16 protein-coding genes, 1 other RNA gene and 1 pseudogene are annotated in these 15,114 nt (G+C 62.9%); 13 read left to right on the forward strand and 5 right to left on the reverse strand.

Annotated features, from left to right (window positions below):
* Positions 1–99: 99 nt before the first annotated feature.
* A pseudogene (locus NKI99_RS24650) lies at positions 100–653 on the reverse strand (AAA family ATPase).
* 83 nt (positions 654–736) lie between these two features.
* Positions 737–1,096: a transfer-messenger RNA gene (ssrA, locus tag NKI99_RS24655) on the reverse strand.
* Positions 1,097–1,266: 170 nt separating this feature from the next.
* Between ssrA and NKI99_RS24660 the strand changes: the two genes are divergently transcribed.
* The 6 genes from NKI99_RS24660 (at position 1,267) to NKI99_RS24685 (ending at position 5,933) form a co-directional block, all read left to right on the forward strand.
* Positions 1,267–1,578: a DUF2853 family protein gene (locus NKI99_RS24660; RefSeq protein ID WP_023813086.1), complete on the forward strand. Its 312-nt coding sequence runs from the start codon at positions 1,267–1,269 to the stop codon at positions 1,576–1,578.
* 157 nt (positions 1,579–1,735) lie between these two features.
* Positions 1,736–2,530 (forward strand): thymidylate synthase, encoded by a 795-nt coding sequence (locus tag NKI99_RS24665; protein ID WP_027034884.1) that lies wholly within the window; start codon positions 1,736–1,738, stop codon positions 2,528–2,530.
* A gap of 363 nt (positions 2,531–2,893) precedes the next feature.
* Positions 2,894–3,688, forward strand: a complete 795-nt coding sequence (modA, locus tag NKI99_RS24670) for a molybdate ABC transporter substrate-binding protein (protein ID WP_352612357.1) — start codon at positions 2,894–2,896, stop codon at positions 3,686–3,688.
* Between the two features lie 15 nt (positions 3,689–3,703).
* Complete coding sequence (modB, locus tag NKI99_RS24675) at positions 3,704–4,408, forward strand: molybdate ABC transporter permease subunit (protein ID WP_024501415.1); 705 nt, start codon at positions 3,704–3,706, stop codon at positions 4,406–4,408.
* Positions 4,405–5,517, forward strand: a complete 1,113-nt coding sequence (gene modC / locus NKI99_RS24680) for a molybdenum ABC transporter ATP-binding protein (protein ID WP_352612359.1) — start codon at positions 4,405–4,407, stop codon at positions 5,515–5,517. The genes modB and modC overlap by 4 nt, the downstream gene beginning before the upstream one ends.
* Positions 5,518–5,591: 74 nt before the next feature.
* Positions 5,592–5,933 carry a winged helix-turn-helix domain-containing protein gene (locus NKI99_RS24685; protein ID WP_023813079.1) on the forward strand — a complete coding sequence of 114 codons (342 nt, stop codon included), beginning with the start codon at positions 5,592–5,594 and terminating at the stop codon, positions 5,931–5,933.
* A 42-nt stretch (positions 5,934–5,975) separates the two neighbouring features.
* On the opposite strand, the gene cobF is transcribed toward NKI99_RS24685, so the two are convergent.
* Positions 5,976–6,776, reverse strand: a complete 801-nt coding sequence (gene cobF, locus NKI99_RS24690) for a precorrin-6A synthase (deacetylating) (RefSeq protein ID WP_352612361.1) — start codon at positions 6,774–6,776, stop codon at positions 5,976–5,978.
* Between the two features lie 205 nt (positions 6,777–6,981).
* Between cobF and NKI99_RS24695 the strand changes: the two genes are divergently transcribed.
* From NKI99_RS24695 to NKI99_RS24720, 6 genes are all read left to right on the forward strand, one after another.
* Complete coding sequence (locus tag NKI99_RS24695) at positions 6,982–7,983, forward strand: DUF4424 domain-containing protein (protein WP_352612363.1); 1,002 nt, start codon at positions 6,982–6,984, stop codon at positions 7,981–7,983.
* Positions 7,983–8,501 carry a dihydrofolate reductase gene (locus NKI99_RS24700; RefSeq protein WP_023813075.1) on the forward strand — a complete coding sequence of 173 codons (519 nt, stop codon included), beginning with the start codon at positions 7,983–7,985 and terminating at the stop codon, positions 8,499–8,501. Before NKI99_RS24695 ends, NKI99_RS24700 begins: the two co-directional genes overlap by 1 nt.
* A gap of 179 nt (positions 8,502–8,680) precedes the next feature.
* Complete coding sequence (gene hflK / locus NKI99_RS24705; RefSeq protein ID WP_023813074.1) at positions 8,681–9,805, forward strand: FtsH protease activity modulator HflK; 1,125 nt, start codon at positions 8,681–8,683, stop codon at positions 9,803–9,805.
* Positions 9,805–10,773, forward strand: a complete 969-nt coding sequence (gene hflC / locus NKI99_RS24710) for a protease modulator HflC (RefSeq protein WP_023813073.1) — start codon at positions 9,805–9,807, stop codon at positions 10,771–10,773. The genes hflK and hflC overlap by 1 nt, the downstream gene beginning before the upstream one ends.
* Positions 10,774–10,779: 6 nt before the next feature.
* A complete protein-coding gene (locus tag NKI99_RS24715) occupies positions 10,780–10,968 on the forward strand; it encodes a DUF2065 domain-containing protein (RefSeq protein WP_023813072.1) in 189 nt (62 codons plus the stop codon).
* 127 nt (positions 10,969–11,095) lie between these two features.
* Entirely contained in the window at positions 11,096–12,613 is a 1,518-nt protein-coding gene (locus tag NKI99_RS24720) for a DegQ family serine endoprotease (protein ID WP_352442872.1), read from the forward strand.
* Between the two features lie 46 nt (positions 12,614–12,659).
* On the opposite strand, the gene NKI99_RS24725 is transcribed toward NKI99_RS24720, so the two are convergent.
* A complete protein-coding gene (locus NKI99_RS24725; RefSeq protein ID WP_352612365.1) occupies positions 12,660–13,232 on the reverse strand; it encodes a GNAT family N-acetyltransferase in 573 nt (190 codons plus the stop codon).
* On the reverse strand, positions 13,229–14,116 hold the full coding sequence (gene serB, locus NKI99_RS24730) for a phosphoserine phosphatase SerB (protein WP_352612367.1): 888 nt from the start codon (positions 14,114–14,116) through the stop codon (positions 13,229–13,231). Before serB ends, NKI99_RS24725 begins: the two co-directional genes overlap by 4 nt.
* Here serB and miaA point away from each other — a divergent pair.
* Positions 14,106–15,074 carry a tRNA (adenosine(37)-N6)-dimethylallyltransferase MiaA gene (gene miaA, locus NKI99_RS24735; protein ID WP_352612369.1) on the forward strand — a complete coding sequence of 323 codons (969 nt, stop codon included), beginning with the start codon at positions 14,106–14,108 and terminating at the stop codon, positions 15,072–15,074. The two genes, serB and miaA, sit on opposite strands and share 11 nt — an antisense overlap.
* The last annotated feature ends 40 nt before the right edge of the window (positions 15,075–15,114 follow it).

A 15,114-nucleotide genomic window follows, 5' to 3' on the forward strand; every position in this document is an offset into this window, starting at 1 on the left:
AAGGGCTGGCCCCTGTGCAATACAGGAACCAGCCCTTAAACCTACCAACTCAATGAACCGTCCAACTTTATGGGGTCAGTTCATTCATCCCGGCCTTTTTCATGCCAATCCTGCCTCGATCAGCACGAAGCGCAGCCGCTCCTCGACCGTCGCCAAAGGCAGCGGGACGGTTTCATAGCCCAGTTCCGTGTAGACGCCGACCAGCGCATGGTGGGTACGCTCGGCCTCGTCGAGCGTCTGCTTGCGCTCTTCATCCTGCGCGAAGATCTCCGGCCATAGCGGGGCGACGAAGACACGCTGATGATAGCGGAAGCGCTCGGCGGCAGCGGTGGCGTGTTCGGATACCGGCAGGCCGCTCAGCCTGAGATAGCCGAGCGTGTCCGGAACGCCACGATCGAAAAAAACAGGACGCCCGGTCTGTTCTTGCGCAATTTGATACGAGCGCATCTCCCATGACAGCATCAACTCGGCGAACAGGGCGCGATCACGCCAGGGCAAAGCGGGTCCGCCAATGTCGGACTGGTCGCGGATGATGCCGCGCCCGGCTTCCGCCGAGGTGGCAAAGCCTGCGTGCGCAGGGCTTCGATCAAGGTGGTCTTGCCGGAACCAGGACCGCCGGTCAGCACAAAGAAGCGATCGGAATCGTTTTGCATGTTTTGTCCATGGAGGGAGCACGCGGCCGGCGCCTTCGCGGCGAAGCTGCCACTGCGCATGCTGCATATCGGAGGAGGGGAGAAGTGGAGGTTTCTGTTGCCAGGTACCTCCGAACCCCGCCTAGAAGTGCGAACCTCTAGGGCTTGATTTGAAGCTATCGCACCGCTTACGCGGCGAGACGTGCTTCCGCATAGTTGTCATTTGCAACTACAGGTTTAGCCCGATGACGGTGGTACCATGCCGGGCAAAAGTACGATCTTTACACCTTCGTCGATCCTATTTCGCCCCCAGCAAAAACCGCTCTGTCATCAGCAGCGGCTTTTGGTGGAGGCGCCGGGTACCGCCCCCGGGTCCGAACGGCTTATTTCATCGCCCATTTATCGCCATAGTCGGTCAAGCCGACAAACTGAATATAGGGGGCCATCGCAAGAAATGGAAGGCCGCAATGGCACTTTGTCCCCCTGACAAAACCGCAAGTCCAAAGGGTTGACTTGGGCGCGGTCTCAACCGAAGCTTTGCCCCGGTGAGGAGTTACCGACCTAGCGCACATGTTGCAGCAGCGCGCCACAGCCCTCATCGATCGGATCCGTGGCGCCGACGAGGGGAATTTTGATGGCCGACTATCTTGCAGACGTGAAGAAATACGATGCCGGCGCCAGTGCTGATGCGGTTGAAAAGATCGTCAAGCACCTGGGCATCGCGCTCAGGAACCGCGATTCCTCGCTGGTATCCTGCACCGACCCGAAGGAACTCGGGCGTGTCAGGGACAACTGGGTCGCCAAGAAGCTCGGCATCAGCGATGCAGCGAAGGCCGATGCATCCATCGAGAAGACTTGCAAGGCAATGGCTGCCGACAACACCAAGAGCCGGGTGACTTTCTACTACCTCGTCGCGAAGGACCTGGGCAAGCTCGGCTCCCTCTGACGACCGCGCTTCAATTCGCAGGGCTGGCGCGGTCCATGCGCCAGCCCTGATGTTGTTGGGGACTGGCTGGCTTCGGGCAGGGCTTGCGCTGCTTTGTGGTGTTCGATTGCCTGTCCGTAAGCTATGATGGCTGGACAACCGAATCGAGCCGGAACCAATGCGCCAGTATCTCGACCTCCTGCAGCACGTGCTGGACAACGGCGCCGATCGCGGCGACCGCACCGGCACCGGAACCCGCTCCGTCTTCGGCTACCAGATGCGTTTCGACCTGGCGCGCGGCTTTCCCGTCACCACCACCAAGAAGCTGCATCTCAAGTCGATCATCCATGAGCTTCTGTGGTTCCTGGCCGGCGACACCAACATCAAATACCTCACCGATAACGGTGTTTCGATCTGGGACGAATGGGCCGACGAGAATGGCGATCTCGGCCCGGTCTACGGCAAGCAGTGGCGTTCCTGGCCGGATGGCCATGGCGGCTCGATCGATCAGATCGCGAATCTCCTCAAGGAGATACGCAAAAACCCTCAATCGCGGCGGCTGATCGTTTCGGCATGGAATCCAGCCGAGGTGGAAGCGATGGCGCTGCCACCCTGCCACTGCCTTTTCCAGTTCTATGTTTCGGAAGGGCGGCTCTCCTGTCAGCTTTACCAGCGGTCGGCCGATATCTTTCTCGGCGTGCCGTTCAACATCGCGTCCTATGCCCTGCTGACCCTGATGGTGGCGCAGGTCACCGGGCTGAAACCCGGCGATTTCGTCCACACACTTGGCGATGCGCATCTCTACTCGAACCATTTCGAGCAGGCGCGGGAGCAACTGCGGCGCACGCCGAGGACGCTGCCGACGATGTGGATCAATCCGGAGGTGAAGGACCTCTTCGCCTTCCGCTTCGAGGATTTCCGGCTGGAAAACTACGTCGCAGACGCGTCGATCAAAGCGCCGATCGCGGTCTAAGGCCGCAAATTTCAGTCGATGCCTACCATCACGTCCGAGGCCTTGACCACGGCCTAGGCCTGCTTGCCCTTTTCGAGCTTGAGATCGGCGACGGCCTCGTTGGTGAGCGAGGCGGTGACGATGGCCGCCGCCAACGCCGATCATGACATGCGAGGTGGTGGCTCCTTGACGATCTCGGCGATCGTTCCCCGGAGGGGATGTTGCGGGCACTGATCTTTCCAGGGTTTCTTTGCCGGTCTTTCCAGGACAATTGGTGTCGTACGGACGCTTTCATGGGGCGCCGGGCCTTCCCTTGTTATATTCATGCGGATATATCGGTCGGAGACTTAGGGTTGACTAGCTTTCAAACCGAGGAGAGTTCCCATGCTGCGCAAAGGTTTTGGATCGAGGGCGATCGCCATTGGTGGCTTCGCTGCGGCGCTGATGGCAGTCGTGCCGGCAGCACATGCGGAAGACAAGGTGGTGGTGTTTGCCGCGGCCAGCCTCAAGGATGCGCTCGACGCCGTGAACAAGGCCTGTGAGGCCGATGTCGGCGAGGTGGCGACTGTCTCTTATGCCGCGAGCTCGGCGCTGGCCAAACAGATCGAGGGCGGGGCGCCTGCCGACGTCTTCATCTCGGCCGATCTCGACTGGATGAAATATCTCTCCGACAAGAAGCTGACCAAGCCGGACACCGAAGTGAAGCTGCTCGGCAATCAGATCGTGCTGGTGGCGCCGAAGGACTCGGGGGTCGACACCAGGATCGAGAAGGGCTTCGACCTCGCCAAGCTGATCGGCGACGGCAAGCTCGCCATGGGCGATTTCAAGGCGGTGCCGGCCGGCAAATACGGCAAGGCCGCACTTGAATCGCTCGGCGTCTGGTCTTCGGTCGAGGGCAAGGTGGCGCAGGCCGAGAACGTGCGCGCGGCGCTGAAGCTGGTTTCGACGGGCGAAGCCGCCCTTGGCATCGTCTATGCCACCGACGCGCATGCCGAAAAGGGCGTCAAGGTGGTCGGCACCTTCCCGGAGGATTCGCACCCGCCGATCATCTATCCGGTTGCCCAGACCGCCGATTCGAAGGACAAGGATACGCCGGCTTTCCTGAAATGCCTGCAGTCGGCCAAGGCGGCCGCGCTGTTCAAGGATCAGGGATTTACCGTGCTCGCTCCGAGCAACTGAGTTCCAAGGGGCACTATGAACTGGCTGCTGGACCTCACTCCCGACGAATGGAATGCGGTTCGGCTGTCCATCAAGGTGGCAACGGTGGCGATGCTCGCCAGCCTGCCGCCAGGCATCTTGATTGCGCTGCTGCTTGCCCGGGGACAGTTCTGGGGCAAGACCGTTCTCAACGGGCTGGTGCATCTGCCGCTGATCCTGCCGCCCGTGGTGACCGGCTACCTGCTGCTGCTCACCTTCGGCCGGCGCGGCCCGGCCGGCGCCTTCCTGGCAGAGCATTTCGGCATTGTCTTCTCCTTCCGCTGGACAGGCGCGGCGCTGGCCTGCGGCGTCATGGGCTTTCCGCTGATGGTGCGGGCGATCCGGTTGTCGATCGAGGCGGTGGACCGCAAGATGGAAGCGGCGGCGGGAACGCTCGGCGCCAATTCGCTCTGGGTTTTTGCCACCATCACGCTGCCGTTGATCCTGCCCGGGCTGATCGCCGGCGCCATCCTCGCCTTCGCCAAGGCGATGGGCGAGTTCGGCGCCACCATCACCTTCGTCTCCAACATTCCCAATGAGACGCAGACATTGCCGTCGGCGATCTACACATTCACGCAGGTGCCGGGGGGCGATGAAGGGGCGCTCCGCCTGACGCTGATCTCCATCGTCATCTCCATGGCCGCGCTGGTGGCTTCGGAGGTGCTGGCGCGGCGTGTCGGCCGGCGACTGGACATCGAATGAGCGTTCTCGTCGACATCAGTCATCGGCTCGGCGGTTTCGCCATCGACGCCCGCTTCGAAAGCGCCGGGCGGCTGACGGCGCTGTTCGGAGCGTCGGGGTCGGGCAAGACGACGCTGATCGACATGATTGCCGGGCTGATCCGGCCCGACAAGGGACGCATCGAGGTCGACGGCCGTGTGCTGGTCGATACCGGTGCCGGCATTTTCGTGCCGAAGCACAAGCGCCGCATCGGCATGGTGTTCCAGGACGCACGGCTGTTTCCGCATATGAGCGTTGCCGGCAATCTGCGCTACGGCCGCTGGTTCACGCCGCCGGCGGAGCGCTACGCCGATATCGATGCCGTCGTCGACCTGCTCGGCATCGGGCCGCTCATGAACAGGCGGCCGGCAAAGCTCTCGGGCGGCGAGAAACAGCGCGTGGCGATCGGCCGGGCATTGCTTGCCAGCCCCAGACTGCTGCTCATGGACGAACCGCTGGCCTCGCTCGACGAAGCGCGCAAGGCCGAAATCCTGCCCTATGTCGAAAGGCTGCGCGACGAGACGAAAATCCCGATCGTCTATGTCAGTCATTCGGTCGCCGAAGTGGCGAGGCTGGCCAGCGACGTGGTGATGCTGGCGCAGGGCAATGTCGTTGCCAGCGGGCCGACCCAGGTGGTGATGCAAAGGCTCGACCTGTTGCCGGCGGAGGAGCGCGGCGAGGGGGGCGCCGTGCTGGACACCAAGGTGCTGCGTCACGACGAGACTTTCGGTATGACCGTGCTCGGCTCGGCCGCGGGCGAGCTCCGGGTGCCACAGCTGGCGATGAAAACAGGTACGCCGGTGCGCATCCGTATCCGCGCCCGCGATGTGATGATCGCCACCGAAAAGCCGAGGGGTCTCAGCGCGCTCAACATCCTGCCGGGGACCATTACCGCGATGAGCCCCGGCGAAGGGCCCGCGGTCGAGGTCGGTATCGACTGCAATGGTGCAACCGTGCTTGCCCGCATCACTGAACAGTCGCGGCAGGCGCTGAAGCTCCATCTTGGCGGCAAGGTTTTCGCGGTGATCAAGACGGTGAGCTTCGATCGGGCGAACACCGGCGCCGGCCTGCCCGCCGAGGTGGATGGGTGATCCCGCTATGTCTTTTTGGAATAGCGGTTTCGCCAGGGAGCTTCTAGTATGAGGTTGGACCGCGGAGAGTAATGATGCCGTCGCTGAGCTTGCGGATAAATCTCGACCCCGACGGGCGCGTCGGGCCGGGCAAGATCGAACTCCTGGAACAGATCGCCGCCTTCGGCTCCATTTCGGCCGCCGCGCGCGGCATGGAGATGTCCTACAAGCACGCCTGGGACCTGGTCGAGGACATGAACCGGGTATTCGGCAAGCCGCTGGTGGCGGCACAGACCGGCGGCCGCAAGGGCGGCGGCGCACAGTTGACGGCGGTCGGCCTGGCGGTGGTCAGCCGTTTTCGCGCCATCGAGCGGGCGGCGGCTTCGGCGGCAGCGACGCATATGGAGGCATTGCAGGCGGAGATTGATGCTGGGTGAGGGGGAAGGGAGTAGGGGAGTAGGGGAGTAGGGGAGTAGGACTTATTGCTCTTCACCGGGCTTGCGCAGCAAATAGCTGTCCATGATCCAGCCCTTCTGCCGACGAGCTTCCTCTCGAACCTTTTCGATCTTTGCGCCGATGTCACCGATCCTGCCGGAGAGAGTGATCTCGTCTTCCGTTCCGAGATAGGCGCCCCAATGGATGACGACATCCTTGTCGGCCAGCGTATTGAAGGCGCATTTGCCGTCCAGCAGGATGACCGCGCTGCCGGCATTGTCCGGCATGCCTTCTTCGGTCAGGCGGCGGCCTGTGGTGATGAGAACGGAATCGCCGATGCGGTTCAGCGCCATCTTGTGGCTGGCGGCAAGCGCCTGGACGGCGGTGATGCCGGGGATCACCTCAAGCTCGAACGCCACATTGCCTCGCAGGCGCACGCGCTCGAGGATACGTAACGCGCTGTCATAGAGCGAAGGATCGCCCCAGATCAGGAAGGCGCCGCAGCCGTCGCCTGCAATCTCGTCGCGGATCAGGCCTTCGTAAATGGTGGCGATGGCTTCATGCCAGTCATCGACGGTCGAGCGGTAGGAGGGGGCCGGCCCATCTTCTACTGGCCCATCTTCCATTGGCAGGTCGCGCAACGGCACGTCGAATTCGACACGGCGTGATTTCGGGTTGGTGACGAAGCGGTCGCATATCCGGCGGCGCAGTTCGGCCAGTTCATTTTTTTTCGCGCCCTTGTCGGGAATGAACAGCACATCCGCCTGGTTCAGGCCTGATATGGCCTGAACGGTCATGTGGTCGGGATTGCCGGCGCCGATGCCGATGACGAGAAGCTTGCGCATGGGCGAACTCCTGCCCGATCGGAACCCGTTAGTCCAGACCGCGCTGGCGCGTGTCCAGACCGCGCTGGCGCGTGTCCAGATCGCGCTGGGTGTCCAGACTGCTTGCTCCAGACCCTTTTTGGTGCGCTAGCGGATGCGGAAGGGCTTTGAAACGCCACATTGAAACGGCTAGGGTCCTGCAAGCATTCTAGCCGAGGGGGCTTCCATGTTGCGATATGTTCTGACCGCCGTGCTGGCCCTGTCGGCTGCGCCCGTATTTGCCAATGATTCGGTTGCCGAACTTGGCACTGGCGGCCTGATCCTGTCGCGCAGCGATGCCGTGGCGATGCAAAGCGAGGACCTTTTCATCTCGCCTGAAAAGGTCACGGTCGACTATGTCTTCCACAACAACACCGATCGCGATGTCGAGGCCATCGTCGCCTTCCCGATGCCCGAAATATCGGGCAATCCCGAAGAAATCCCGGCGATTCCCGAAAACCAGAGCGACAATTTCCTCGGCTTCGAGGTGACGATCGACGGTGCCGCCGTCAAGCCGCAGCTCGAGCAGAAGGTGTTGGCGCTAGGCATCGACATCAGCGCAGAGCTGAAGGCGCAAAACGTGCCGTTCTATCCATTCGGCGATGCGGCGAAGGCGGCGCTGGCCAAGTTGCCGCAAGCGGTTGTCGATGACTGGGTCAGCCGCGGCATCATCATCGAGGACACCGGCAGCGACGGCACCGAGACGACCAAGGTCTACACGCCGTTCTGGCAATTGCGTTCGACCTACTGGTGGCGCTCGACCTTTCCGGCCAACAAGGACGTCCATGTTTCCCACCACTACAAGCCGAGCGTCGGCGGCACGTCTTCAGTCAGCTTCTTCTACGACGGCAAATTCCAGGGTCAGTATGCGGCCTACAAGGCCCGCTATTGCATGGACGACACATTCGAAAATGCGGTGCGCAAGGCGGCCAAGGACGACCCTGACGGCTACCCCAAATATGTCGAGAACCGCATCGCCTATATCCTGACCACCGGCGGCAACTGGGCCACCGGCACGATCGGCAAGTTCAAGCTGACGATCGACAAGGGCAATCCGAAAGCCCTGGTCTCGTTCTGCGGCGACAATGTCAAAAAGACCGGACCGACGACCTTCGAGATGACGGCGGGTGATTTCTACCCTGAGCGCGACATCGACATCCTGATCCTCGAGCCAACGGACGACAATTGATGCATGTCGCAATTTACGTTGCCATCGCCGAGAACGGCGTGATCGGGCGGGACGGCGGGCTCCCGTGGCGGCTCTCCACCGATCTCAAGCGCTTCAAGGCCGATACGATGGGCAAGCCCATCATCATGGGCCGCAAGACCTATGAGGGCATCGGCCGGCCGCTGCCGGGCAGGTTGAACATCATCGTCACCCGCGACAAGACCTGGCGCGCCGAGGGCGTAGAGGTGGCACATTCGCTCGAAGCCGCGATCCAACTGGCGACGGAGCGCGGGCGCCGCATGGTCGGTGTGGACGAGGTGTGCGTCATCGGTGGCGGCGAAATCTATGCCCAGGCCATGCTTCTGGCCGATCGGCTGCATGTCACCCATGTGCTGGCAGCGGTCGACGGCGACGCGCATTTCCCGCCGATCGATCCCGATTCCTGGCGTATTGTCAGCTCGCACGACGTCCCGGCCGGGGAAAAGGACAGCCACCCGACGCGCTATTCGGTTTACGAGCGGCGTCGAGAGAGACATTGACTGAAAAAAGGGGCATTGAAGGGGCATTGAAGGAAGACAAAGGGTCGCGACCGGACAAATCGGACGAAGTCGGCAGCGCATCGCGTTGAAAGCGCCTCGTGGCGTCCCTATAGAAGAACAATACTGGATTTTGCGCCGTAATACCGGCGCTTGAGGGAATTCCAAGCGAAAGGACATTCATGCCCTGGAACGACAAAAGCGGCGGTGGCGGCGGCCCATGGGGTGGCGGCGGCAACAATCAGGGACCCTGGGGGCAGGGTCCAAAGGGACCCAGCGGGCCACAGGGCTCGCCTCCAGATCTCGAAGACATCATCCGCCGCGGCCAGGACCGGCTGCGGCGCGCTCTTCCGGGTGGCGGCGGCGCGAGCCCGGCTATCTTCGCCCTGATCGCGGCTGCACTTGTGGTGCTGTGGGCGTTCAAGGCGGTTTATACCGTGCAGCCCGACGAGGTCGCGGTCGAATTGCGCTTCGGCAAGCCGAAGACCGAACTGTCGCAGCCTGGCCTGCATTTCCATTGGTGGCCGCTCGAAACCGTCGAGACGGCCAAGATTTCCGAGCAGCTCGTCGATATCGGCGGCGGCGGCGCGACAAGTGGCAACACGTCCGGGCTGATGCTTACCGGCGACCAGAACATCGTCAACGTCCAGTTCTCGGTGGCCTATCAGGTCTCCGACCCGAGCGCGTATCTCTTCGATGTGTCCGATCCCGACGGCATGCTGCGGCAGGTTGCCGAAAGCGCCATGCGTGAAGCGGTCGGCCGCCGTCCGGCGCAGGACATCTTCCGCGACGACCGCCAGGGCATCGCCGCCTCGGTGCGTGAAATCATCCAGACGACGCTGGACGGCTACAAGGCCGGTCTCAACGTCAACGCCGTCTCGATCGAGGATGCGGCACCGCCACGTGAAGTGGCCGATGCGTTCGACGAAGTGCAGCGCGCCGAGCAGGACGAGGACAAGTTCGTCGAGCAGGCCAACCAGTACTCCAACCAGAAGCTCGGGCAGGCGCGCGGCGAGGCCGCACAGATCCGCGAAGACGCGGCCGCCTACAAGAACCGGGTCGTGCAGGAAGCCGAGGGTGAGGCGCAGCGCTTCATCTCGGTCTATGACGAATATGCCAAGGCGCCCGATGTAACGCGCAAGCGCCTCTACCTGGAAACCATGGAGAAGGTTCTGAAGGATTCGAGCAAGGTCATCGTCGAGCAGGGCAACGGGCAAGGGGTCGTTCCCTATCTGCCGCTGCCGGCATTGCAACCGAAAGCGCCGGCACCCGCTGCGCCCAGTGGCGTTACGGGAGGTAACCAGTGATGGCCAACCGTCTTCCCATCATCGTCGTCGCAGCAGCGGTTATCCTGTTCCTGCTCTATTCGTCGGTCTTCGTGGTCAATGCGCGTCAGCAGGCGCTGGTGCTCAGGTTCGGCGAGATCGTCGACGTCAAGAGCGAACCCGGCATCTACTTCAAGGCGCCGTTCTCGTTCTTCGACGCCGACACCGTGCAGCTGATCGAGAACCGGGTGCTGCGCTTCGACCTCGACAACATTCGCGTCCAGGTCTCGGGCGGCAAGTTCTATGAGGTCGATGCCTTCATCGCCTATCGGATCTCGGATCCGCGGGTCTTCCGCTCCGCCGTGTCCGGTCAGATCGAACTGGCCGAGGCCCGGCTCAGGACGCGTCTCGACGCTGCCTTGCGCCGTGTCTACGGTCTGCGCGATTTCGAGGCCGCACTTTCCGAAGAGCGCGGCGTGATGATGCGCGAAGTCCGCGACCAGCTCAGGCCCGACGCCACCTCGCTCGGCCTGCAGATCGAGGATGTCCGCATTCGCCGCACGGATCTCACGGCCGAAGTCTCGCAGCAGACCTTCGACCGCATGAAGGCGGAACGCCTGGCGGAGGCTGCCCGGCTGAGGGCGCGCGGCAATGAAGCGGCACAGCGCATCACCGCCCGCGCCGATCGCGAAGTGGTCGAGATCGTCGCCGAAGCACAAAAAGAGTCGGAAATCCTGCGCGGCGAGGGCGAAGCCCAGCGCAGCGCCACCTTCGCGGGAGCCTATCAGCGCGATCCGGCCTTCTTCGACTTCTACCGGTCGATGAATGCCTATGGCACGGCGCTGGACAACACCGGAACGACGATGGTGCTGTCGCCGAACTCGGAGTTCTTCCGCTTCTTCCGCAATCCCGACGGCAGCGAGGGGCCGGCAAAGCCGGCTTCGCCTGCGCCAAACGCTCCGGCGACGGCACCCGCCGCGCCGGCGGCACAGCCCAGCACCGGCCAGTAGCGGCCGGTGCAGGATTTTCTTGCCGCCATGGGCCTGGTCCTTGTCATAGAGGGTCTGGTCTATGGCGGTTTTCCCGGCCTGGCCAGGAAACTTGCCACCGAAGTGCTGTCGCTGCCCGAGAACGCGCTGCGGATCGCCGGGCTGGCGGCGATCGTGATCGGCGTCGGCATCGTCTGGCTGGTACGAGGCGCATGACGGCTGCGATGATTTATCCTCTGCCGATAGTCATAGCCGCAAACGTGCCGTATTTTTTGCCAACATGGCGTGACGCGGCGTTTTCGTCGAAGCGCTTTTCTTTTCAAGGATACCGGGAGGCTTCTCGATGACATCCAATACAATTCTGTGCGCGGCTCGGCGGACATTCATCGCCGGCGCGGCGGCACTTCTTGTCAGCGCCGTCGCTGTCCCGTCCTTCGTGACGCCGACATTTGCCGCCGATGGGCCCGCTTCGGTCGCCGATCTGGCGCAAGGCCTGCTCGGCGCGGTGGTCAACATATCGACTTCGCAGACGGTCAAGGGTACCGAAGGCCCGGGCGCGGTGCCGATGCCGCAATTGCCCGAGGGTTCGCCCTTCCAGGATTTCTTCGACGATTTCTTCAAGAACCGCGGCGGCGACAAGGACAACGGCTCGCAGAAGGTGCAGTCGCTGGGCTCCGGCTTCGTCATCGATGCCGAGCAAGGCATCGTCGTCACCAACAACCATGTCATTGCCGATGCCGACGACATCGAGGTCAATTTCTCCGATGGTGTCACCTTGAAGGCGACGCTGGTCGGCACCGACACCAAGACCGATGTCGCCGTGCTCAAGGTCGATCCGAAAGGCCACAAGCTGACGGCGGTGAAGTTCGGCGATTCCACCAAGATGCGCGTCGGCGACTGGGTGATGGCGATCGGCAATCCGTTCGGCCTCGGCGGCACGGTGACGGTCGGCATCGTCTCTGCCCGCAACCGCGACATCAATTCCGGCCCCTATGATGACTTCATCCAGACCGATGCCGCGATTAACCGTGGCAATTCCGGCGGACCGCTGTTCAACAGCGCCGGCGAAGTCATCGGCATCAACACGGCGATCATTTCGCCTTCCGGCGGTTCGATCGGCATCGGCTTCTCCATCCCCTCGCAGCTCGCGTCCGGCGTCGTCGACCAGTTGCGCCAGTTCGGCGAGACGCGGCGCGGCTGGCTGGGCGTGCGCATCCAGCCGGTGACCGACGACATCGCCGAAAGCCTCGGCATGGCGACCGCCAAGGGCGCGCTGGTCGCCGGCGTGATCAAGGGCGGCCCGGTCGACAATGGCACCATCCAGGCGGGCGATGTCGTCATCAAGTTCGACGGCAAGGACATCCATGAGATGCGCGATCTGCCGCGCGTCGTCGCCGAAAGCCCGGTTGGCAAGGCGGTCGATGTGCTCATCGTGCGCAAGGGTGTCGAGCAGACCGTGAAAGTAACGCTCGGCCGGCTCGAGGACGGTGAAAAACTCGCCAGCGGCGAGGAGGGCAGCAACACCGATCAGGACAAGGGTGACAAGGCTCCAGCCGTTTCCACTGCTTCGGTGCTCGGCATGACGGTCGGCGAACTGAACGACGAGACACGCAAGAAGTTCAGCATCGCGGCCGATGTTTCGGGCGTCGTCATCACCGACGTCACCAAGGACTCGGCAGCCGCCGAACGCGGCATCCAGCCCGGCGAGGTGATCACCGAGATCGCACAGGAATCGGTTGCCACCCCCAAGGATGTCATGGACCGCATCGGCGCCTTGAAGGAACAGGGGCGCAAGAATGCGCTGCTGATGCTGGCCTCGAAGACCGGCGAGCTCAGGTTCGTGACGATCCGAATGGACTGAGATCCGGAAGATCCGGCGAAATCCTCATCTTGAATGGAAAGGGCGGCTAGCAAGCCGCCCTTTCTCCTTGTTCCCAATCGGCGCGGGAGAGCCGGTAGAACACATGGCGCTTGAGCGCGGGGTGGCTGTCGGGAATGCCGGGATGATCGAAGTCGGCCGGTGGATCGGCTCTCATGCCGAGGCGCTCCATGACGGCGGTGGAGCGGCGGTTGTCCGCGACGGCGAAGGAGACGATTTCGTCAAGGCCGAGTGTTTCGAAGCCGTAGGCAAGCCATGCCTGAGCCGCCTCGGTGACGTAACCTCTGCCCCAGAATTCAGGCGCCAATCGCCAGCCGATCTCGATCATGCTGGCTGGCAGGAAGTCCATGTGATCGGTTCCGGTTATACCGACAAAACCGATACATTCCCCCGATCCGGCGATTTCTGCGGCCGCAAAGCCAATGCCGTCGCGATCGATGGCGGCGCGGAACTGATCCATCTTGGCATCCGCCTCGGCGCGGCCACGGCGGAACGGAAAGAACTCCATCACCCGGTCGTCGGAGTTGATGCGGTGGAACAGGTCGCGGTCGCGATCTTCCCAGTTGCGCAGGATCAGGCGCTCGGTACGCATTGGTTTCATTGCACAAACTCCTCCTGCCTGTAGCCTTGCACATAAAGCAGCGCGGTCAGGTCGGCATGATCGATGCGGACCTTGGCCTGTGCCGCCACCGTCGGCTTGGCGTGGAGCGCGACACCGGTACCGGCCAGGCGGATCATGTCGAGATCATTGGCGCCGTCGCCGACGGCGATGGCGTCGGCGGGCGTCAGGCCGAGGCGCGCTGAAATTTCGATCAGCGCGTCGGCCTTGGCGGCGCGGCCGAGGATCGGTTCGCCGACCAGCCCGATGAAGCGGCCGTCCTGCTCGAGCAGGCGATTGGCGCGGTTCTCCTGGAAGCCGAGCATGGCGGCGATGCGCGTCGTGAAGACCTCGAACCCGCCAGACACGAGTGCCGTCCAGGCGCCGTTGGCGCGCATGGTCCGGACCAGAACACGGCCGCCCGCGGCCAGCGTCAGGCGATTGGCGACGATGCGATCAACCACGGCGGCGTCGAGGCCCTTGAGCAACGCCACCCGTTCACGCAAAGCCGGTTCGAAGGCGATCTCACCATTCATGGATCGCGCGGTAATCGTGGCAACCCGATCCTTGACGCCAATCTCATCGGCCAGCTCGTCGATGCATTCCTGGTCGATCATGGTCGAATCCATGTCGGCGATCAGGATTTTCTTGCGGCGGGTTTCTGCCTCTTGGACGATCACGTCGACGGCCTCGCCGGCGAGTGCCGTGCGCAAGACGGCACTCGTGACGGCGGCGTCGGCTGCCTCAGGCAGGACGAGATCGCAGGCAATAGCTTCAGCCAGCCAGACAACAGCGCTTGCGCCGACCGACCGTGAGGCCATATTCGCAAGCGACAGCGACAAAGCGCGCTCAGTGGGACGGGAAACAAGCGTGGCGATGAGCGGCATGGAACATTCCGGCGGGCAGGCGGGCAAGGGCCGCGTGAAGAACGCGATCCTGATAGCCGGGCCGACCGCCAGCGGCAAGTCGGCGCTTGCGCTCGATCTGGCGGAGCGCAGGGGCGGCGTGATCGTCAACACCGATTCCATGCAGGGCTATTCGGTGCTCGACGTGCTGACCGCCCGGCCGGAGGCGGCCGACCTAGCCCGCGCACCGCATTTCCTCTACGGCCATGTCCACCCGGCGACACCCTATTCCACCGGCGCCTGGCTGCGCGACGTGAGGAAGTTGATCGACGACGGCACATTCTCCGAACGGCCAGTGAATTTCGTCGGCGGCACCGGGCTCTACTTTCGCGCACTGGCCGAGGGCATTTCGGAAATGCCCGACATTCCGCAGCGGGTCCGCGACCGCTGGCGCTATGAGTTGAAGGAGCAGGGCGCCGTCAAGCTGCACAGCCTGCTGCTGCGCGAGGATTCGGCGGCCGCCATGATGCTCAAGCCAACCGATAGCCAGCGCATCGTGCGGGCATTGGAGGTTCTCGATGCGTCTGGCCGTTCGATCCTGGAATGGCAGGCGGAACGCGGCCAGCCGCTCATCGACCGGGAAAGCGCACGTTTCCTGGTGATCGAGCCGGATCGGGCGGCGTTGGTCGCTCGCATCGACAAACGCTTCGACCAGATGCTGGACAAGGGCGCGCTGGACGAGGTCAAGCGGCTTGCAGCACTTGGTCTCGATCCCGAATTGCCGGCGATGAAAGCGATCGGCGTTCGCGAACTGCAGGCAGCGATGGCCGGAGAGATTGGCTTTCCCGAGGCAATCGAACGCGCCAAGATCGCGACCAGGCAATATTCCAAGCGGCAAACCACCTGGTTCAGGCATCAATTGGGGCCGGAATGGCTGAGGTTGCGCCCCGGTGATGATCTGGAAACCACGATCTCAGCGCTTGCTTCCGATGCAACCTGAAAAGTTTACCTGCAAGGAAAGGTTCCCGTTGTGGTTGTCC

The sequence above is a fragment of the Mesorhizobium sp. M0239 genome (assembly GCF_040321815.1).
In the GTDB taxonomy this organism is placed as follows: Bacteria; Pseudomonadota; Alphaproteobacteria; order Rhizobiales; family Rhizobiaceae; genus Mesorhizobium.